We start from the raw sequence: 19,699 nt of genomic DNA on the forward strand, positions 1-19,699 counted from the left end.
TCAAGCAGAGTCAGACGCCGCCAAGCAGCCGTAGCGTCATCTCGTCACGCTTGCCGCCGAACCAGCGGTCGAGTGCCGCCGCCAGCAATGCCGCCGGCCGGGCTGCCTCGAACAAGGTCAGCGACGAGCGCAGCTTCATCGCGTCGACTTCGCCGAACACCGCTACGGGGTCGCTGGTCGGCAAATCTTGTAGCGCGGCCACGCACTCGAGATAGCGCGCTCCGAGCACCGGATGATCGAGATATGCGGCCGCTTCATCGGCCGAGCGGATGCCGAAATGCTTTGCTGTTGAGCTTCGACCGAGGTCGGCGAGCTGCGGGAAGATGTACCAGATCCAATGCGAACGCTTGGCGCCGCGACGGATCTCGGCAAGCGCGCCGGCATAGGCCAGTGTCTGTGCTTCGACGAAACGGTCGAGGGAGGTCGCGTCGGGCATCGTCAGAGCAGTGCCGGCTCGCTGGGCGGGAATACGCGCGTGACCGTCAGGGTGCCTTTCGGAAGCGCGGTCAGCACATCCGATGCCGGCACCGACGGGTCCAACCAATCCGCCCATTGATCGCGCTTCAACGGGATGATCTGGCGATGATGATACGGCCTCACGTCCTCGCCCGGCTCCATCGTCAGCATGGTGAAGGCTTCGCCGGCCTGGGGGTGCGAGCGCCAGATGCCGGCTATGCAGAACCAGTCATGATCGTTCATCGTGAACAGCCACTTGGTTTTCCGCTTCTGGCCCGGCTGGGGATCGGTGAATTCATAAAAGCCATCGGCCAATATGAGGCAGCGACCGCTGGTGAACTCGCGGCCCTCCGAGCGGAAATTATAAACCGGCCTGCCGCCTTGGCCTGGCCAGCTCCACTTGCGGTTGACCACTTCGCCAGCGCGGCGCTCGCCTTCGACGCTGCGCACAATCGGCGCGGTATCGCTGATCTTGATATCCTCGCGTGCCGGCACGTTCGGCGTGCCTTCGGGCATACTGATCTTGATCTTCAGATTGTCGAAATCCTCGGCGATCGAGGCGATATCCACCTCCAGGCGATAATCGTTGCACACCGTTCGTCAGCCTTCCTTGCGACGCTTTATCGTTCCCATTATGTTCTTTGGCGTGGAACCGCCAACACCTTTCGATTCGGACGCGCCGCTGGGCGCTCGCCGCGCCATCATCCGGCGAAATCCGGACGATGCCAGCGAAATCGAGATGGTCGAGGCGACCTGGGGATCAAACCCGCGGTTCAGCGACGGCGACAGCTACCGCTTCGTGCGGGCGGAAGGGCGGACGTTCCCGGCCCATCGCTGTCTGATTCCGGCAAGCGAGTTCCATATGACCGTCGGACGGAAGCGCTATCGCGTCATGCTCGACGGCGGCAACCACTTCTATCTCGCTGCGGTTTGGGAGCCGCCGATGGGCGATTGGCCGCTCTGCTATCGTGTCGTGACCGTCGCCGCGAACCCTGAGGTAGCGCGCTACCAGGAACGGCACGGCGCGATCATCCATCGCCGCCAGGTGATGCAGTGGCTCGACCATAGCGTGCCGGAGATCGATCTGCTTGAGACGCCCGCGGCGCGAACGTTCCTCATCGAAGAGATCGGAGCGGGACCGGTCCAGGAGATGCTGGCGCTGTAAGCGTGGTTGATCGGCTGCGCGCGGCTCGCATCCCGAGGCATCGGTTCAGCGTCTAAGGCAGCGGCGTTACAAGCGCCTGCGCCGAGAGGATCGCAGCCGTGTCTTTCCACTGCCCTCGCCTCTTGATCTGGTTCAAATCGCTTCCAAATCTCGGCGATAAGCTGAGCCTGAAGCTAGCCGCGACGAAGCGAAAGGAGGTATTCATGTCGCAGCCTGTTTCCCGATATCTCCATCCGTTCGAGGTTGCGGGGCACCCGACGCTCGAACCGGAGGTGAAGCGCGCCATCCTCGCGTCCTGGGCATCCGATCGCGTCGCGGTCGAGGGCCAGCCGGCGCTCCGCCGGCCGCCAGGGGCCCGACAGCCCGTGTCCGTCGACGAGATACTGGCGGCCCTACGATCGTTGGACGGTGAGGATGCAAGGCCGACCTTGCAGTGAAGCGCGGTCCGCTTAGGCGCTGGCGCGAGCGGGGCGGACGGGTCGTACGCCTCCTGCTGCCCTTCGAAGATATCATGGATGTCGCGCTCGCGCTCCTCGCACTCACGCCGGATGAGCTTGCCGCGCTGGGCTGGAGCTTCGCCGCCCGCAAGCGTCTGCTCGAGCACTTTCTCGTAGCCGGCAAAGAGGCGGATGCGATTGATCCGTCCGCGCTGGACCGGACGATCCTGACGTTGCGCCTGCCAGTGCGGGATGTGCGGCGGCTCCAGGATTTTGCGCGCCGCGAACTCCCCAAAATGGCGAGCCGGGCCGCAGTGATCGATCGACTTGAAGCGGCGCTCGATGCCGCCATCGGTGGGGAGCGCTGAACCGCGCCGGCTCGGCGGGTCACCTCCCCTTCCCCTCGGCGGGAAGCAAAGGCGGCGGGTCGCCTATCTTAACCCGGGTCTTCAACGTTCCATCGGGGCGTCGATGCAGGTCTATCCCTCCGAAATGCCGTCGGGTGAATGTCATGAGCTTCACGACGCTTTCATAAGTCGTCGATGGTCCGAAGAACTTCACGGGCCCATGCCATTTGTCGCCCTCGATGACACGCATCCGATAGGTGCCAGACGGAACCGGGACAGTGACGTCATCGTCGCCATGAACGTAGACTGAGATGACGTGGTGGTCGGATCCGGGGTCGAACAGTTGCACGACAGCATTGGCCGATGCCGTCACCACCCGCATGCGCGATGTGGCATCGTGCGGGTCTATGGCCGCGTTCACCGTGACGCTTCCAGAGGGCGGAAAAGGCAAGGCTGCTTCCTGATCGGGGAGCCAGCCACTGCGCCTCGCTTCCCGGTACATCGGATAAAGGAAGGAGGCGGCGGAGAGCAGAATGATCCACTTCTGCATGGGGTGGGGACCGAACTGCACCTTGCGGCCCTTCTGATAGTCGAAACCCCGGTTGGTACCATCGAACCACGGGGCGCCTCCGAAGCGTCCCTCCCTGCGCCGCCGTTCGCGCATATAGTCCCTGTCATCGAGGCCCACGGCAACCCTCCCGTGGTGAGGTTCGGGGGACACGGCCGCAGCCGGCGCGCTTCGATATCGGCAGAGGCGCGGGGCGCATGCAAAAGGCTGCCGTCCGGCTCCAGTGGATGCAAGGGTGCCGAAGCAACAGGATCGCGGGGCCGGGCCCACCCATCGCCTTCAAGTGTCGCTCCGATGGCATAGCGCGTGGCCGTGGGCGCGGAAGCTCAGGGGTCGCGGTAGGCTCGCGAAAACTGGTGCGCCGAGCGGGGAGCTTCGTCGGCGCCGGCCGCTGATCAAGCATCGCCCGCCTGCCGGTCTTCAGCCGCCGAGATGCTCGTTCTCGACTGAAGGAGGGGCGCGAGCGCGAGCCGGACATCTGGAAGGGCCGGCTTGGCCCGGGCCGGAATGCGGATCGTCGTGTAGCCCGCGCGCTGCGTCATCGCATCGCGTTCCCGGTCGCGACGCGCGACGTGAGAGGAATCGTCGACCTCGACCAGGGCGACGACGGATCCGCTCAAGCGATCCTGCACGACGAAATCGACAATCTTTTGCGAGAAGCTGTTGCGATCCGCCGCGCTGGCCTTGCGTCCATCGCGGCGGGGTGCCCGCAGGAGCGCTCCCATGGATACTTGGGCGTGGATGCGATGGCCGGGCAGTATCTGCTCGATCGCGGCCAGCATGGCCTCCTCCCTTTCCGTTAGGAACTGCCGCGCGACCGGTTCTGCTTGCGCTGGGACCGGCTCGGGCTGACCATCGGGACGCGACGAGCTGCTGTTGAGCAATATCAGCAGCGCGAACGCGCAGCCGAGGAATATGATCATCGCGAGGGACGATCCGATGAGGCTGGGCATATGTCAGGCTCCCTCATTGTGGGCGATGTCCAGGCGCAGCCGCGCCCGCTTTGAAAGTCAGCTCCAGCCGTCGCGGCGGCCCTCGCCGCTGTCCTTGAGCCCGCGCCGATCGAGGCTCGAGCGCCGGATCTCCAGTTCGACACCGTCCCGGGTGTCGCGCGTCCGGATGTCCCGCGGATCGACATCGTTGCGCTTGGCAAAATCCTCGGCGGCCTTGGCGCTCCCGAACTTACCCACCTCGTCAAAATCCCATCCACTCATCGTCGTCTCCATCATCAAGCTCCGGCGTCCGGCCGGCCGGTCTTCACAGGTCGAGCCCCAGGCTCCGTTCCGGCAGCGGCGGCAGAGCGTCGCCACGGTCCGGCTTGAGGTCGGGCGGTGACTTGGAAGCGCCGGCAGCAGCGGCGGCGGCGCCTTGCGTGTGGGCCGGGGACGGCAGCTCACCCGGCAACGGCGGCAGGTCCGCCAGGTCGACCGGGCCGACATGAAGCTTCTCGCGGGGTCCGCTGCTCTTGCCGCGTGTGCGTTCGTGATCAACGTCGAGGCGACCGACGGTTTCGAGTGCCGACGTCTTGTTGCCCGGATTGTTGTCGAGCTGGCGCTCGAGCTTCTCCTTGTCGTCGACCACCATCGTGAGCTCATCGCGCACGCGCGTCACCCCGACATTGAACAGGCGCTGGTTGGAGAGATTTCGCTCCTGGCTCGACATGACGGTGATCGCCTTGTCGGTCGTGATGCCCTGCGCCATGTGCATGTTAAGCGAGTAGGCAAGGTCGAGCCGCGACAGCATCGGGTCGCCGAGATCGAGCGTCAGCCGCTCCTTGCCGGCGGTCTCGACGGTCACGCCGTCGGCGTCGACCGCGAGCACCCGCGCCAGAGCCGAGTTGTGGAGCCCGCGTTCCTTGTCGTTGGCGGTCCAGCGGATGCGGTCGCCCTCACGCAGGTGGAGGTCCTTTTTCTCGCTGAGCTGCAGCCGGTCGCGCTTTTCGGTCGGCGACAGCTTCTGCGGATCAAAGCGTATGGACCGGTTGCCGAGCTTCAGGTCGACCTTGCCGTTCGGGTGGACCTTGGCGACGTCATAGCGGCCAGCGGCCAGGCCGACGTCCTGGCCGCCGCCGCGGCCGACCTCGAGCGTCTGCCCGGCCTGATAGGTGGCCGCATAGCGCAGCTCCTCGCGCGTGGTGTTGACGCGCTCGTACACCGTGAGGTGGATGCCCTCCCCTCGCACGCTGCCTTCGGTCGCGAGGCCGTCCTGGATGCGCTGGTTGATGACCGCTCGCGCCGCGCGCCCCGAGGCGAACACGGCCGTCGCGTCGCGATCGGCCGGCGAAAGGCCGAGCCACATCTCGGCCGCATGGAGCGCCGGGCTCTGATGCTCGACGACGCTTTCGCCGAGCACCTTCATCGCTTTGGACGCTTCGCCGAGGTTGGCGAGCGCCGCGACGGTGCGGAGCTGATCCGTGCGCTGCCGGATATTCTCGTCCATTCGCGCCATCGTGCCTCCACCCGCCTGGATGAGCGCGAACGACTTGCCGGCGTCGATTGAAGAGAGCTGCTGGCGGTCGCCCACGAGGACGAGCTTGTCGACGCCGAGCGCGGCGGCGATCTGGTGGAGCTTCAGCATGTCGTCGGACGAGACCATCGAGGTTTCGTCGACGATGAGCATGGAGCCGGCGAGCGCGGCGCGAGCTTCGTCGTATGCGGGTCCCCCGGCCTGAACGTGGCGCTCGTTGGCGAGGATGAACGAGGCGATCGTCCGGGATCTGATCCCTGCCCCTTCCGCGAGATCGGCGACCATCTTGTTCTGGAAGGCCAGGCCTATGACGGCGCGGCCCTCGGCTTCCGCGACGCGCGCGACCGCCTGCAGCATGGTCGACTTGCCGGCGCCGGCGATGCCCTGGATCGCGACGGTCCTGTCCTCAGAGGAAAGGATCAGCGCGGCCGCGCCGAGCTGGCCGGCGTTGAGCTCTCTGTCTGCGACCGCCTGGAGCCGCTCTGGAGCGTCCTGCGCGGCCAGGATGGGCGAGGCGAGCCCCCTGCCCTCCTCGACCGCCCCGAGGATCCGCTCCTCGGTCAGGAGGGCTTCGCGGGTCGTGACCATCCGCGGGCGCGTGTCGCCGATCCGCGCCTCGCCCGCGATGAGCTGGCCACGCCCGACAAGCTGCTCGATCCGCCGCTCGACATGGTCGACTGTCACTCCCTTCAGCCCGAGGTCGAGCGCGGTCTTGCCAAGCTGGTGGACGCTGAAGGCGGCTTCGCGTTCGGACAGCATCCGGACGGCGGAGGCGACCGCCAGTTGCGCGCGTGCTTCGGCCGGCGAGGTGGTCACTCGCGCAAGGCCGCGATCGACGAGAGGATCGTGCGCGCGCAGGGCAGACCCGAGCTTGTCCCATGCCGTCGACACCGCTTCCGATACGGCGCGGTAGCCGCGTTCGAGCGCGCTGCCGGGATCGCGTTGCGCCGCCCGGGCGAGGGCTGCGTCGAGGAGCGACTTGCCGTCGAAACCGAGCGCTGCCGCCTTGTCGATCCATGCCTGCCGCAGCGCCTCGCGATCCTCGACGTTGAGCTTGGGATCGCGCGTGTTGGTGGTGACGCCGTCCCGCCCCTTGGCCGATACAATGCCGAGCTCGGCCGCCTTTTCGAGTATCGCCTCGCGGCGCTGGCTGAACGCGTCGAGCACCGGCTTGGGCACGCCGGCGATCTCGAACGTGCCGTGCTTGCCCTTGAGCTCCACCTGGTAGCCGAGCTTCTCGAGCTCCTCGCGCAGGAAGGCATGGTAGATCGAGCCGATCACGGAGTTGTTAGACCAGATCTTGTCTGCGTGGAGCGCCTGCCACTTGCCGTCGGGCATTTTGGTCAGGTTGGCGATGACGGCGTGGACATGGGCCTGCGGGTCGAGGGCGCGGCTCGTGTCGTGTTGGAAGAGCGCGTAGACGAGGTTCCCGCTCCGCATCGGAACCTTGCGGCCTTCGATGTCCTTGCGCCCCTCGGCGAGGTTGCTCTCTACCCAGGCCATTGCGCGGGTCACGGCTTTCATGTTGGCGCCGTCGGGACCGAGGATGCGCTTGTCGCCGGCGACATAGGCGAGCACCGAAACGGATTTCGGGGCCGAAAAGGTGTGAAGGGCGGTGACAAACCAGGCCACAGGACCGCCGGCGCAGTGCCGTCGGGGGCGGAGTAAAATCCGGCCAGTTGGTAAGCTGCTCCCTTTGCGGAGCGGCGGGGATGTTTGTCGTGGAGAGCTACGCAGCGGTCAGACGGTTTGTATTTGTCGAGGGGCATAGTCGCCGGGAAGCGGCGGAGGTGTTCGGGCTGAACCGGGATACGGTACGCAAGATGTGCCTGTATTCGGCGCCTCCTGGATACCGCCGGACGAAACCTCCGACCAAGCCGAAGCTCGGGACGCTGCTACCGGTTATCGACGCAATCCTGGCAGCCGACCGCGAGGCGCCGGGCAAGCAGCAGCACACGGCCAAGCGGATCTTTGAGCGGCTGCGCGACGAGCATGGCTATACGGGCGGCTACACGATGGTGAAGGACCATGTGCGGCTGTGCAGGGCCCGCGGGCGCGAGACCTTCGTGCCGCTGGCGCACCCGCCGGGGCATGCACAGGTCGACTTTGGCGAGGCGGTCGCGGTCGTCGGCGGGGAGCGGATGAAGATCCACTATTTCTGCATGTCGCTGCCGCAGTCGGATGCCTGCTTCTTCAAGGCGTATCCGCGCGAGACGACCGAGGCGTTTCTTGACGGGCACGTGTCGGCATTCGCGTTCTTCGGGGGCGTGCCGCTGTCCATCCTCTACGACAACACAACCATCGCCGTGGCAAAGATCTGCGGCGATGGAACGCGCGAGCGCACACGCGCCTTCACCGAGTTGGTCAGCCACTACCTGTTTCAGGACCGTTTTGCGCGTCCAGCGCGAGGCAACGACAAAGGCAAGGTCGAGGGGCTGGTGAAGTTTGCGCGCAACAACTTCATGGTGCCCGTGCCGGTCGCTGCCAATTTCGATGTCCTGAACGCCAGGTTCGAGGAGTCCTGCCGTACGCGCCAGGGCGAGCATGCCGGTCAGCACGCGCAGACCATTGCCGAGCGGCTGGCGGCAGACGTATCGGCATTGCGCACGCTGCCGTCCGTACCACTGGAGCCATGCGAGAAACGCGCGGCGCGCGTGTCGTCGACCGCGATGGTGCGCTACCGGACCAACGACTATTCGGTGCCGACCGCGTACGGCTACCGCGACGTGATGGTGAAGGGGTTCGTCGACGAGGTCGTCATCATATGCGCGGGCGAAGAGATTGCCCGGCACGCGCGTTGCTACGACGAAGGCGTATTCGTCTCCAACCCACTGCACTATCTCGCGCTCATCGAGACCAAGCCCGGTGCGCTCGACCAGGCGGCAGCCCTTCAGGACTGGAACCTGCCGGACATCTTCCAGCATCTGCGCCACCTGCTCGAGGCCCGGATGGGCAACAAGGGTAAACGCGAGTTCATCCAGGTGCTGCGGCTGCTCGAGGCGATGCCGCTTCCCATCGTCACGGATGCCGTGACCGAGGCAGTCCAGTTGGGCGCACCTGGTTTTGACGCGGTAAAACTCATCGCGCTGGCGCGTATCGAGCGCCGTCCGCCGCGCCTGGATTTAGCGGCGTATCCGCACGTGCCCAAGATGGACGTCAAAACGACGTGCGCGGCCGACTATGCGGTGCTGGCAGCATGACGGACAAGGACGCCATGCCGGTGGGCACGACCGCAGGTACGCCACAGGTGCTGCTCGCCCATCATCTCAAACAACTCAAACTGCCAACCGTTCTGCGCGAGTACGAAAAGGTCGCGCGCGAATGCGCGCAAGGCGGGGTCGACCACACGCGCTACCTGTTGCGGCTTATCGAGTTGGAGCTCATCGACCGCGAGCGCCGGACCATCGAGCGACGGATCCGCGCAGCCCGTTTCCCGGCTGTGAAGAGCTTCGACACCTTCGAGTTCACCGCCATCCCCAGCCTGAACAAGATGATGGTGGTCGAGCTCGCACGGTGCGAATATATCCTGCGCCGCGAGAACGTCATTGCGCTCGGCAACAGCGGGACAGGCAAGACGCATGTAGCCCTCGCGCTCGGCCTGGCGGCTTGCCAGAAGGGCTTCACAGTCGCCTTCACTACCGCGGCCTCGCTGGTGAACCAGTTGATGGAGGCGCGAGACGAGCGACGGCTGCTCAAGCTCCAACGCGAGATGGCGGCCGTGAAGCTGCTCGTCGTCGATGAACTCGGCTACGTCCCGTTGTCCCCGACCGGCGCCGAACTGCTCTTCGAGGTGCTGTCGCAGCGCTACGAGCGCGGCTCGACCATCATCACCTCCAACCTGCCGTTCGAGGACTGGACGCAGGTGCTCGCCTCCGAGCGGCTGACCGGCGCACTGCTCGACCGGCTCACCCACCATGCCACCATCCTGACCATGAACGGCGACAGCTATCGCCTCAAGCAGTCCACCGGACGCAAACGTCGCGGGGCGGAGCAAAACCAGGCCAGTGCCCTGTCCGACCCGGACACCGGTGAGATATTATCTTCCTGACCATCAGGCCGAGGACGGCAACGATATGAAAAGGGCCCCGATCGGGGCCCTTTTCATATCGTCAGCGCGCGCCTCAAGTGGCCTGCTTTTACTCCGCCCCGCTGGCCTGGTTTTGCTCCGCCGTTGACATCCGCCTCAGAGATGGTGCCGCGTTCTGCCAGGAGGCGCAGCGCGCGCCAGCGGCGGCCCCCGTCGAACACCTCGAAGGTGCCGCGCGGCTTCTTTGCCGGCGTGACGAGAAGGTTCTGCAGGACACCCTTGGCCTCGATGCTCGCGGCCATTGGGCCGATCTGAAGCTGCTCGTCCGGCGCGGTACGAACGTTGATCGGCGAGAGACGCAGTTTGCTGAGTTTGACGGTCTGGATCACGGGGGGAACTCCTCATGGCGCCCGGCAAAATCCGGACACCATCCCCGCTTCCCCTTTCCTCTCGCCCTGATGCCGAGGCGGCACGCCGGCCGCCGTAGTGCCTACGGGAACAGCTTCGCCAACGGCACGAACGGCTCGCCCGTCTCAGCGGCATGTCTGAACTTGGCGCGGAGAATCTCAACCCAGGGGATTTGCCGATCGAGGCCTTCGTAAATGTCGCGACCCTCGACGCAGAACATGCGGCGGGCGGGACCAAACGCTGCGAGACCGACTTCGGTGAAGCCGTCATAACTGATGAACACGCCTCGGGTCCAAGCCGCTTTCTCGAGCTTGCCGTGGAAGGCGCGAAGATCCGCGACGCCGATTTCGGAGCGCGTCCACTTCGCCTCGAGAAGGTAGACCTCATTATCGAGGACGAAGCTGCCGTCGATTTGCTCGCCCACGTTTCGGAATGGCTGACGGGGAGCGAGACCAGCCTCGGCAAAGATGCGCTGCAGGAAGCTTTCGAAGGCATAGCCGCGACGCTGGGGCTCGAGATCCCGCAATTCGTAAAGCTCAGACCGAAGTGCTTCGATCTTCGCCCGGTCATGAGCCGGCCGGGGTGGCTCCCCTGTGCCGGACGATGTGCCGTTAGCCAGCTTGCCCACCAGCGTCAGATAGCGTCCCTCGGCATTGTGCACCGGATCGCTGTTGCCGGTGCTGGCGAGAAACTGGACACGGTGATCCCATAAGGCTTTGAGCGCACGAGCCGCGGCATCGTCATCGACGGTCGACAGGAAGGTGCGCAGTCGCTTGCCCTTCGAGCCGCCGTTCACGGCGTATATGGGATCATCGATGTCGACGTTCAGCTCGTCGGCAAAGAATTCCGAAAACGTCGCATCGGAGAGATCAAGCACGTAACCCCGGCCGCGGATGAACTCGACCAATTCCTCGATAAAGCGGAAGTCGGCCCGGTTGATGCTGCTCACGAGGCCCTCTCGCCGTAGCCTATGGCTGCCAGCCATGCCTGGACCTGGCCCAACGCGTCCTGCTGCCATTCGTCCGGGGACCGGTCTTCGAGAATGTCCGTGCCCTCGACGAAACGTCGCACGCTGGTGGGACCGAAATCCTCGAAGCTGCGGAACTTGCCGGCGATCTTAGCGAAGCCTTCGGCCGCGCTGCGCTCTGATAGCAGGGGAACGCACGCAGCGGCCAGGGCCTCGATACCGCCTGGAAAGTTCCGGATTGAGAAGTAGACATCGTAGGCGTCTTTCGGCTTGTCGCGACCGTCGAGCGCATGTCCCTTCATGGCGAGAAGCGCCGGGATGGAGGCGACGGCGATCATCACCCGGTTGATGCCGCCGTTGGGCATTGCCCCTTCCACCGCGACCATTTCGTAGAAGCGCGTCGCGAGGTCCGCGCCGAAAGCGCGCTGGGTGGCGAAATCGGTCGTGAGGGGCGGCCTGTTCTTTTCGATCACCGAGTCATAGGGCCGCAAGAAGTCGACGACGATGGTGATGGGAGCCCCCCCATCACCGGGGTCGACGGTACGCATCATCTGGAAGTTCTTGAGGTCTTCACCCGGCGCATAGCCCTGCTTATGGAGGGACTCGACCAGACCGGCATATTCGGCGTCCTCGGCCAGCGCTTCCGCATCGAGGCTGAGGTCGATATCGGCGGTGCCGACATGGCGCATCTCGCTGTCCTCAAGGAGGAGCCATGGCACCGCACCGCCAATGACGGCAAATTTGCCGCGATAGCTGCCGAGCGTCTGGCCGATCTCGACGAGGACCGATCTCACCGCATTGCTGGTGCGGTCGTCATACTGGTTTGCAGACTGCAGATCGTCGGTCATGCGCGCCAGCCCAGCAGGCGGTGACGCAGTTCGGCCGCACCCTCGCTACCGCGGTCGCCCATCTGCATGAGGTCGAGGTAGGTCTGGACCGGACTGGTCACGAGGATGCCCTCGCCGACATGGACGGCGTCGTCGAGGACTCCGTCCTCCTCGGGGACCACTATCGTGACGTTGGCGCCCTTTGGGGCATCGCTGGCACCAAGCAGATCGTCGAGCGAGGCAAGGCCCATCTCGTCGGCGTAGAAATAGGTATTGGGGTGGCGGACATAGGGCGCCAGTTGCTGCGCCGCTGAGAAGGAAGCGAGCGCGACCCGCCCTTCCAAACTCGACAGCCCCTCAAGACGGTCCGCCAGCGCCTTGCCATGAAGGCTGGTGTAGCGACGATGTTCCTCGCCACGAGGGGGCTCGTAATTGTCCGCCCAGCTGTCGAGCAGAGCGTCAGGGTCTATCAATGCGAGCCCCTCGTCGGTCTGCTCCGCCCAACCGCGTTCGCGAAGCGCCGATCCGACATTACTGACGAGCCCGCTGCTGACCCCGGCCGCGTCGGCGAGTTCTGCGGTGCGCCAGCGACGATCTGGTTCGCGCAACAGCCGACGAAGAACGCGCGCTGACTTGGGCTTGTAGAGCGAGCGAAGCGCGCGCCGTTCCGGCTCCGGCTGACCAGGTACCTCGCGTTCGATGTAGATCGTGCCCGAGGCAATCAGAGCATTGCCCATGAAATCCAGGTAACCGACGCCCTCTTCCCGACACACGTCTCGGGCCTGCTTCGAGAGATACGGCGCCATCACGACGGGTACAGCGTGCCCCGCATGGTTGCGCATGTAGCGGTGAAGCTGCTCGGCCGCGCTGCGCACCATGCGCGGTTGCCCACTGCTTTTCACCTCAACGATGAGGTGGAGAGGTTTTCCCGCGAAGCTGCCTTCGGCGACGAGGTCGACTCCGTCGTCCGGCTTGCCCGCGGTGCCATGACGCTCGACATGGCTACGGGTCAGGTTCGGCAGACCGGCCAGGAAGGCCTTCATCTCCTCGGCCGCCTGACGCTCGACGTTCAGTGAATTTTGCGCTTTCATCAGCGCGTTGAATATACGTATTTAGTGAACGTGGCAACCCTGCGTTCACTCAGAAGGCGCGTTCAACATCGCGTTGAACGTCGCGATATGATGAACATCCGCCAAGCGGATCAGCCCGGCGCGGCGATTGCCGCCTGCGTGATCCCTTCGACCACCGCGGCAGCTTGATCTACGGGGATGAAAACGCGTGTGCGATATTGGATGACCTCGGTGAAGCAGCCAACGGACTTGAGCCAGGACAGCTGCTGAACCGGCGCTCCAACCAGTTCGATCCTGCGGCTGCCGTTCACCAGCGAGCGCTTGATCGTCATGGCGAAGGGCCGAGCGACATCGACGTTACGCCCTGACCACACGGACTTGACGATGTCAGAGGCTGGCATGTTCTCGACGCGGTCGATGCCGAGCTTCGTGAAGAGCTGCACGACATGTTCGTCAAAGACGAGACGACCGAGCCAGCTGTTGCCGGCCTTGTCGGCAATCCGATTGACCACGAGATGATCGTTCGGAAGCGCCGACCAGATTGGGAGCAGCAGACCGGTGGCAAGTCGGATGGTCTCGGTGTCGACCTTGTTCGCCGCGATTCCGACCTCTTCGAGCCATTTTTCACAGAATGCGTCGCGGTCGATCGGCGTCCACGCACTCTCGAGCAGTTCCTGTTCCCGCATATATTGGCGCCGCGTCGGCCGCAGAAGCTCGAAGCGCGGAATGGGAGTCCCTTCCTTCTCCTCCATGAGTGCGCGGGCCCGGATCTGCAGCGCGACCCCGCCTGACTTGGCGTTGACCAGGGATTCGGCCGTGCCGTCGTTGTCGGCGATGTGGAGGATGCGGTCGAGGGAGAGCGGGGTCCTGCGGTGCGCGATCTCGATCGACAGGAGATGCGATGTCGCCCCGCTGACTGGATCGGTCCTCAGCACCGTATCATCGATCAGCGTCGCACTATCGACGAGGATCGTCTCGACGCCGACATCGAGCCGGCCCGCATCGCGCGCGGCCGAGACACGAGTTTCGACGAGCGAGAGAAACTCGTCGAAGATCTTGTTCTGCAGAGCGATCGGCAGCGCCAGAATCCTATTGAGCCATCGCTGAATGGGCGGGAGCTCATCCTTCATCACGCCGTCCTTGTCGCAGAGCTCCAGGCCGGTGCGCCGTTCGAAGTCGCTGTGGGAGATGCTGGTCAACTTGCCGCCGACCAGCAGGTGGAACCAGCTGACCAGCGCCGCGCAGGCGTACTCGCTTTCCAGGTTATCCGCAGGATCGAAGAGATTCTGCCCTCCCGTCTGACGCTGCCCGCGAGTGAGAGCACCGAGGCTGTCGAGACGGCGCGCGATCGTGCTCGTGAAGCGAAGTTCGCCTTTGCAGTCGGTTGTCACCGGCCGGAACAGCGGGGTGCTCGCCTGATGCGTCCGGTGGGTGCGGCCGAGACCCTGAATGGCCCGGTCCGCGCGCCAACCTGGCTCCAGCAGGAGGTGAACGCGCTGCTCCTGGTTCGGAACGTCGCGCGATGCGTGATACGACCTGCCCGTTCCGCCGGCGTCGGAGAATATGAGGATCCGCTTGCGGCCCTGCATGAAGGCGGCCGCCTCGGCCTGGCTGGTCCGGGTCGAGCGGGTCTCGAGCTTCTGCCGGCCATCACCTGTCGAGACGAGCCGCTTGGTCCGGCCGGTCACTTCGGCGACGGTCTCATGGCCGAACTGCTCGAGGAGACCATCGAGCGCGGAGGTGATCGGGGGCAACGCGCACAGGTCCTCGATGAGCTGTGCTCGTGCCGCTTCCGCCTCCGGATTGTAGACCGGGTTACCCGCCTCATCGACCATCGGCGTAGACCGCTGCGTGCCGGTGTCGTCGGTGAACACCTGCATTTGCCGGGTCGGGAAGGCGCGCTCGAGATAATCGATCACATATTCTTTGCAGTCGCAGTTTATGTCGAGCGTGGCGGCGGGAGGCGCAGGTTTCCTTCGGTTTTCCATGATTTCACTCCAGATAATTGCCTGAAAAGGTTGAATGCTGGGGCCGTTAGGATTGTCGGCACCGCTGGAATGGTGCAGGTTGTAGAAAATCCCAGAGGCAGTCGTTCGTCGCTTTCAATCGAGGTCCCGATGCAAGGCTGTCCGCCATGGAGATCTGCCATGCCGAGCAAACTGCCCAAGCGCTCCATTACCGTTTTTCTCGCAGGGATTTTTCTGGGCTTGCCCGGCGTCGCGGGCGCAGTGACATTGACGTCATTAAAGGGCATGGATCTCGAAGGAAGCTATGGCTCGTATGCGCCGCGTGGCGATTGCTCTCGAGGGGCGAGCCTTGAGATCAACGAAACCGGTTTTACTTTCAAAGCGTCTGGTCAGACTGTAAAAAGCACCCGGTTTGAGTACGCGGCTTCGTTTCTTGGCCCGACCTATGAAGGCATTAGTGCGGTCTTTTTTCCTTTTCCTGTCAATGCCAACGATTTCGGACGCGTGATCTTGACGGTTAATGACGACGAAAAGCGAGGCGTAGTCCGCCTTGAAGCAGACGTCGCGCCTGGACAGCGCCTGGATCCGTTCAAGTCAGCGCTCGTGTCGCAATCCCCACTGCTCTTATGCAAGGGGTCTGGGCCGGCATCTGCTGCTTCAAAAGCACCGCTGCAAGCAAGGCCAGTTTTAGGAAAACCGACGCCGCTAGCCTGGACCAATCTTGCCAGTTCCATAGGGAAATTCCAAAGTGATTCCGATCCCAACGGAATAGATCTTTTGACAAGTGGTCCGATAGCTGACGCGATACGTTCGCGTTTGGGCCGCAAAATGGACCTGCTGGCCAGCAATCTTTCGGCGATATCCAGTCTCCAACGACAAGGGTCTCTCTATTGGGTTACGGGAAATGCGCCGCATCAAGGCGGTGTAGAGCAAGCCTATGTTTTGCTTGATGCAAATCGCCGTGCCGTTCAAATTGGCCTTTGGGAAAAGGGAAAGTTGACGGTCTATGCGCCTCAAGGAGGCCGCTTGCCCGTGCCCCAGGACATTGCTCGCCTGCTTATGGACAGCCCACCTGAGGACGCAGTGCCGCTGCCTGGGACTGCTTGGGAGGTCGTGCCGGTCCAAGGTCGCGCCCCAATGGCCTATGTCGATGTAGCTGCTTCGCCAAACATCAAGTCGTTTAGCCTGTTTTGTGAAGGCAACCGCCCCATGATGGCCATGCTCCTTAACAAGCCCGCGGCGGTGCAGCGCGTTACGGTTACATGGAATTTTGCTGGTCGATTAATTGACATTCCGACCGGCCGCGCGAACGCTCAGAGCACGTTTTGGCAGGCCAACCTCACTGGTTCCCAACTCATTCCGATGCTTCTCCGTCAAAACGGTTCGGTTATGCTACGCATCAACGGCCGCCTCGAAGGCGAAGCTTTGTTGGCGGGAGCGCCACTGGCGCTTCGGACTGCGATGCGGACCTGTGTCAAATTTTGACATGACCTCCTGCACGTATTTCCTGAAGCATTGATAGTAGATCGTCGCTTTGCGGCTTGAAGCGCCCGGGCCTGATGGCAGGGGCGCCCTGCGCCGCGAGAATTTGCAGCTTTTCCTCGGGATCGGCGCGCAAATAGGTCTCGGTGCTCTGGATGCTGGCGTGCCCGAGCCATAATGCGACCTTGCGAATGTCCCCGGTCGCCGCGAGCGTGTGCATTGCGCAGGAATGGCGCAGCACGTGCGGTGTTACGCGCTTTCCAAAGATCGACGGCTGCTTCTCTGCCGCGGCCTTGACGTGCTCCGCCAAACGGAACGCAAATCCGTCGCGGGTCATGGGTTGCCCTTTGGCATTGAGGAATATCTCGGCAGCTTGCGCATCGGGGCGGATCGCAAGCCACGCGCGCAATGCGAACTGAGTCTCCTTCCAGAGCGGGAGGACCCGTTCACGCCGACCCTTGCCCATGATGTGCACGGTGGACAGGGAGCGGTCCGGGAAATCGCGCAGTTGTAGCGTTACGAGTTCCGACACCCTCAGCCCGCCAGCATAGGCCAGATGCAGCATTGCGCGATCGCGGGTGCCAAGGCGTGTCCGGGGATCCGGGGCGTCGAGCAAAGCCTTGATCTCTGCCCGGTCGAGGTAGTCGATCAGCGCCTTGTCGGTCTTCTTGGTAGGGATCGATCTGACGCGAAGGGCCTGATCTAGGCAGGCCGGAATACGATACTCGATGTAGCGGAAGAAGGACCGGATCGCGGCGAGCCTGCCATTGCGAGTCCGAACACAGCTGCCGCGACCGTTCTCGACATGGTCAAGGAAGGCCATGATCATGTCGGTGCCGAGATCCTCGATCTCGAGATCGGTCGGCCGACGCTTCAGCCGATCGGCAGCGAACTGGACCAGGAGGACGAAGCAGTTGGCGTAGGTCTTCACCGTGTGCGGACTAACAGCACGTTCGCGTGGCAGATGTTCACGCAGGTAGGTCGAGAGATGCGGAGCGAGAGCCGTCATGCCGCTTCTCCTCGGTAAAGTTGCTCGCTGGCGGCAGCGATATCGCGCAGCAGCACTGGAGTGGCCTCGAGATACCAATAAGTGTTGGCGACCGACGCGTGCCCCAGATAGACGCTGAGTCCGGCCATGTGGTGTGCGATCGCCTCCCTGTCAGGTGGGCAGGACTCAAGGGAACGCACGGCGAAAGTGTGCCGCAAGTCGTGTAGCCGCATCCCGGCCGTTCCAGTTGGTCCGCGGTATCCAAGCTGTCGGGCCAGCCTGACGAACACGATGTGCGCGCGCACTTTATGGGGGGCTCTTCCGCGGATGGTCACGAACAGGTCATTGCCCGTGGCGCCGAGCCTTGCCCGGGTGGCGAGATATGCTTCGAGCGCCTGACGGGTCGACGGCTGCAAGGCAATCAGCCGCTGCTTGCCGAACTTGCCGTTGCGGACGATCAAGCCATCCTCGACCAGATCGTTGCATTGTAATGCGAGGGCCTCAGAAATCCGGAGACCTGTCGCCGCCAGCAGCCCGAACAGGTAGTGGTACGTGTATGGGCTGATCGTGCCTTGGGGTGGAACGTCCAATGCAGCAGTCATGATCGCCCGCACTTGGTCCGGTTCAATGATCTTCGGCGTCGGGCGTGGCCGCTTGCCCCGGCCGAATACGCCGGCAGGCGGAACTTCGTGGCCTGAATCTTCGGCGTGCGCGAAAAGGCTGAAGTTACGTGCGGTGTCGAACCTCCGGCGAGCCACATATTGTGAGCTCGACGTGTGGCACCAGTCGTAGATGCGCTGGACCTGAGTGTGCTGATCGCCGAAACCCTCGGCGTATGCAGCGTACTGGCGGAGCATCCGGTCCTGTTCGGAATACTTGCGACCCAGGTTGCGATGCAGCGTGACGTATCTGGAAATGTGGATGTTCAGCATGACTGCTCTCCCGGCCAGGGCTGCGCGATCTTCATGAGCATCGGCAGATCGACCTTGGCGTAGATGGCAGTGGTCTCGGGCGAGCTGTGACGCAGGATGGTCCCGACGGACTCCAGGCCTGCGCCTGCGCGCAGCAGGTTGGTGGCAAGCGAATGCCGGAATATGTGTGACCCGGTCGGCACTCCTTCGATTCCACCGCGGTCGCGCGTACGAGCGACGATGCCCGCGATCTCAGCGGACGAGCGGAATGGCCGAAACGGTGCTTGTGCACGCAGGAACAGATGCTTTTCGGCGGTCTTCGGGCGGGCTGCCGCAAGATATGCCAGGATCGCGTCGCCAACATCCTGCGGCAATGGCAGGCGGTCCGGTCGACGCGTCTTGCCCTTGACCGTCAGGTGGCCGGATCGCCAGTCGATGTCGTCGAGACGCATGTCCTGAATATCGGCAGCCCGCAGGCCGAGCCTGGCGAGCAGGAGAATGATGGCCTTGTCCCGGACTTCCACCGGACGATCTGTCGGACAGGCCGCAATGATCCTCTCGATCGTTGCCGGGTCGACATGGCGCGGCAGCGTCGAAAGGCGGTAGCGCTGCACTGATGGAACTGCATGCAATAAAGCCGGCCGGCACTCGCCACGCACGACCAGAAACCGGATGTAGCTCCTCATTATCGTGACGAGCAGCGATGCCGAGCCCGGCGTCTCCTTGCTTCGTCGTTGGAATGCGCTCCTGAGTCCGGCGGCATCCCATTGCGCAGGCTCGCCCAGCATTGGCATGAGCCGTCTGATATCAGTCCGGTAGCGCCGGATCGTCTCGTCCGTGGCGCCGCGGTGTTGCTTGAGCCATGCCAAGTAAGCCGACATGTGCGGGTCATCGTCCGCCACCGGTTCAACCAATGGGATGGCGCCCCGGCCTCGCAGGAACTCGACGAAGTGCCGTGCGCATCGCCGCCGCCGCTTGGTGCCCGTTGCGACCAGCTTGCCCCGCTTGCGCCAGACCGGGCATCGGCAATCATGCGCTGCATAGTGGTCGATGATCGCGTCATCGATCTCGATCCATTGGCGCCGCGCCATGCGAAGCCAGGCCACGAAATGCTCGGCCTCGGACCGATAGGCCTGTGCCGGTCCCTCGGCAAGTTGCAGGCGATCGATCGCATCGGAATAGTCGGCGAGGTGCCGTGGCAGATCGTCGATCCCGTCGTCGACTTCGACGTAGCCTTGATCTTCCAGGAACCGGACGAAGCGCCTGACCCTTGCTGCTTGGTCAGCCTTGTAGTGCGCTTGCTGCGCCGAATACCGGTGGCACCGGCACCCATGCTTCTCGAACCGCCGGACAGCCCGATCGTCAATCGTGCGGATCGCGATCTTATGCAGGCCCAGCCAATGCAGGAAATGGCGGACCGCCGCGCCATACAGAACCGCACAGCCTGACTTCTCGTCGAGCGACAGAGAGGAGAGGAATGCGGTGAGAAGGGCGCCGTGACTGGGCGGGTCTTCGACCCGGAGCGGGGCCGCTCGAAACGGCAATGATGATCTTGATCGCATGTTGGTTCCTTCGACTTGTTGAGGTCGAGGGAACCGTAATTATCTGGAGTG

19 protein-coding genes and 1 pseudogene are annotated in these 19,699 nt (G+C 63.8%); 6 read left to right on the top strand and 14 right to left on the bottom strand.

What is annotated here, in order from left to right; translation table 11 throughout:
* Positions 1–10 precede the first annotated feature (10 nt).
* Both EDF69_RS16915 and EDF69_RS16920 read right to left on the bottom strand, forming a co-directional pair.
* Complete coding sequence (locus tag EDF69_RS16915; protein WP_037486162.1) at positions 11–436, bottom strand: DUF1810 domain-containing protein; 426 nt, start codon at positions 434–436, stop codon at positions 11–13.
* A 2-nt stretch (positions 437–438) separates the two neighbouring features.
* Positions 439–1,050: an SOS response-associated peptidase gene (locus EDF69_RS16920; RefSeq protein WP_037486161.1), complete on the bottom strand. Its 612-nt coding sequence runs from the start codon at positions 1,048–1,050 to the stop codon at positions 439–441.
* On the opposite strand from EDF69_RS16920, the gene EDF69_RS16925 reads away from it, so the two are divergent.
* The 3 genes from EDF69_RS16925 (at position 1,043) to EDF69_RS16935 (ending at position 2,426) form a co-directional block, all read left to right on the top strand.
* Entirely contained in the window at positions 1,043–1,621 is a 579-nt protein-coding gene (locus EDF69_RS16925; RefSeq protein WP_239556178.1) for an SOS response-associated peptidase family protein, read from the top strand. The genes EDF69_RS16920 and EDF69_RS16925 overlap by 8 nt on opposite strands.
* Positions 1,622–1,824: 203 nt before the next feature.
* Positions 1,825–2,058, top strand: a complete 234-nt coding sequence (locus tag EDF69_RS16930; RefSeq protein WP_030541288.1) for a hypothetical protein — start codon at positions 1,825–1,827, stop codon at positions 2,056–2,058.
* A gap of 74 nt (positions 2,059–2,132) precedes the next feature.
* The gene (locus EDF69_RS16935) at positions 2,133–2,426 is read left to right on the top strand and encodes a hypothetical protein (RefSeq protein ID WP_223308181.1); all 294 of its coding nucleotides are present in this window, start codon (positions 2,133–2,135) and stop codon (positions 2,424–2,426) included.
* 19 nt (positions 2,427–2,445) lie between these two features.
* Here the strand turns inward: EDF69_RS16935 and EDF69_RS16940 are convergent, their stop codons facing one another.
* The 4 genes from EDF69_RS16940 to mobF form a co-directional block, all read right to left on the bottom strand.
* Positions 2,446–3,093: a hypothetical protein gene (locus EDF69_RS16940; RefSeq protein WP_051585638.1), complete on the bottom strand. Its 648-nt coding sequence runs from the start codon at positions 3,091–3,093 to the stop codon at positions 2,446–2,448.
* A gap of 275 nt (positions 3,094–3,368) precedes the next feature.
* Positions 3,369–3,926 carry a DUF2726 domain-containing protein gene (locus tag EDF69_RS16945; RefSeq protein ID WP_066547538.1) on the bottom strand — a complete coding sequence of 186 codons (558 nt, stop codon included), beginning with the start codon at positions 3,924–3,926 and terminating at the stop codon, positions 3,369–3,371.
* A 57-nt stretch (positions 3,927–3,983) separates the two neighbouring features.
* On the bottom strand, positions 3,984–4,199 hold the full coding sequence (locus EDF69_RS16950; RefSeq protein WP_226998467.1) for a hypothetical protein: 216 nt from the start codon (positions 4,197–4,199) through the stop codon (positions 3,984–3,986).
* A 31-nt stretch (positions 4,200–4,230) separates the two neighbouring features.
* Positions 4,231–7,071: a MobF family relaxase gene (gene mobF / locus EDF69_RS16955; protein ID WP_339538848.1), complete on the bottom strand. Its 2,841-nt coding sequence runs from the start codon at positions 7,069–7,071 to the stop codon at positions 4,231–4,233.
* Positions 7,072–7,151: 80 nt separating this feature from the next.
* Here mobF and istA point away from each other — a divergent pair, with 80 nt between their 5' ends.
* Both istA and istB read left to right on the top strand, forming a co-directional pair.
* Positions 7,152–8,639 (top strand): IS21 family transposase, encoded by a 1,488-nt coding sequence (gene istA / locus EDF69_RS16960; protein WP_132884630.1) that lies wholly within the window; start codon positions 7,152–7,154, stop codon positions 8,637–8,639.
* A gap of 14 nt (positions 8,640–8,653) precedes the next feature.
* The gene (gene istB / locus EDF69_RS16965) at positions 8,654–9,487 is read left to right on the top strand and encodes an IS21-like element helper ATPase IstB (protein ID WP_204991410.1); all 834 of its coding nucleotides are present in this window, start codon (positions 8,654–8,656) and stop codon (positions 9,485–9,487) included.
* A gap of 140 nt (positions 9,488–9,627) precedes the next feature.
* On the opposite strand, the pseudogene EDF69_RS16970 reads toward istB, so the two are convergent.
* The 5 genes and pseudogenes from EDF69_RS16970 to EDF69_RS16990 all read right to left on the bottom strand — a co-directional run.
* A pseudogene (locus tag EDF69_RS16970) lies at positions 9,628–9,855 on the bottom strand (ParB/Srx family N-terminal domain-containing protein); the annotation flags it as partial.
* A gap of 101 nt (positions 9,856–9,956) precedes the next feature.
* The gene (locus EDF69_RS16975) at positions 9,957–10,823 is read right to left on the bottom strand and encodes a restriction endonuclease (protein ID WP_204991458.1); all 867 of its coding nucleotides are present in this window, start codon (positions 10,821–10,823) and stop codon (positions 9,957–9,959) included.
* On the bottom strand, positions 10,820–11,689 hold the full coding sequence (locus EDF69_RS16980) for a nucleotidyl transferase AbiEii/AbiGii toxin family protein (protein ID WP_030540690.1): 870 nt from the start codon (positions 11,687–11,689) through the stop codon (positions 10,820–10,822). Before EDF69_RS16980 ends, EDF69_RS16975 begins: the two co-directional genes overlap by 4 nt.
* A complete protein-coding gene (locus tag EDF69_RS16985) occupies positions 11,686–12,759 on the bottom strand; it encodes a type IV toxin-antitoxin system AbiEi family antitoxin (RefSeq protein ID WP_037471312.1) in 1,074 nt (357 codons plus the stop codon). Before EDF69_RS16985 ends, EDF69_RS16980 begins: the two co-directional genes overlap by 4 nt.
* Positions 12,760–12,869: 110 nt before the next feature.
* Positions 12,870–14,573: a strawberry notch C-terminal domain-containing protein gene (locus EDF69_RS16990; protein WP_425336692.1), complete on the bottom strand. Its 1,704-nt coding sequence runs from the start codon at positions 14,571–14,573 to the stop codon at positions 12,870–12,872.
* 312 nt (positions 14,574–14,885) lie between these two features.
* Here EDF69_RS16990 and EDF69_RS16995 point away from each other — a divergent pair, with 312 nt between their 5' ends.
* Positions 14,886–16,190 carry a hypothetical protein gene (locus EDF69_RS16995; RefSeq protein WP_239556180.1) on the top strand — a complete coding sequence of 435 codons (1,305 nt, stop codon included), beginning with the start codon at positions 14,886–14,888 and terminating at the stop codon, positions 16,188–16,190.
* On the opposite strand, the gene EDF69_RS17000 is transcribed toward EDF69_RS16995, so the two are convergent.
* The 3 genes from EDF69_RS17000 to EDF69_RS17010 are packed head-to-tail and all read right to left on the bottom strand — an operon-like array spanning position 16,180 to position 19,648.
* The gene (locus EDF69_RS17000) at positions 16,180–17,196 is read right to left on the bottom strand and encodes a tyrosine-type recombinase/integrase (RefSeq protein WP_043059021.1); all 1,017 of its coding nucleotides are present in this window, start codon (positions 17,194–17,196) and stop codon (positions 16,180–16,182) included. The genes EDF69_RS16995 and EDF69_RS17000 overlap by 11 nt on opposite strands.
* Complete coding sequence (locus tag EDF69_RS17005) at positions 17,193–18,107, bottom strand: tyrosine-type recombinase/integrase (RefSeq protein WP_043059022.1); 915 nt, start codon at positions 18,105–18,107, stop codon at positions 17,193–17,195. The genes EDF69_RS17000 and EDF69_RS17005 overlap by 4 nt, the downstream gene beginning before the upstream one ends.
* Positions 18,101–19,648, bottom strand: a complete 1,548-nt coding sequence (locus EDF69_RS17010; protein ID WP_016510927.1) for a tyrosine-type recombinase/integrase — start codon at positions 19,646–19,648, stop codon at positions 18,101–18,103. Before EDF69_RS17010 ends, EDF69_RS17005 begins: the two co-directional genes overlap by 7 nt.
* Positions 19,649–19,699: the final 51 nt, after the last annotated feature.

It is taken from the genome of Sphingomonas sp. JUb134 (assembly GCF_004341505.2).
Classification (GTDB): domain Bacteria; phylum Pseudomonadota; class Alphaproteobacteria; order Sphingomonadales; family Sphingomonadaceae; genus Sphingomonas.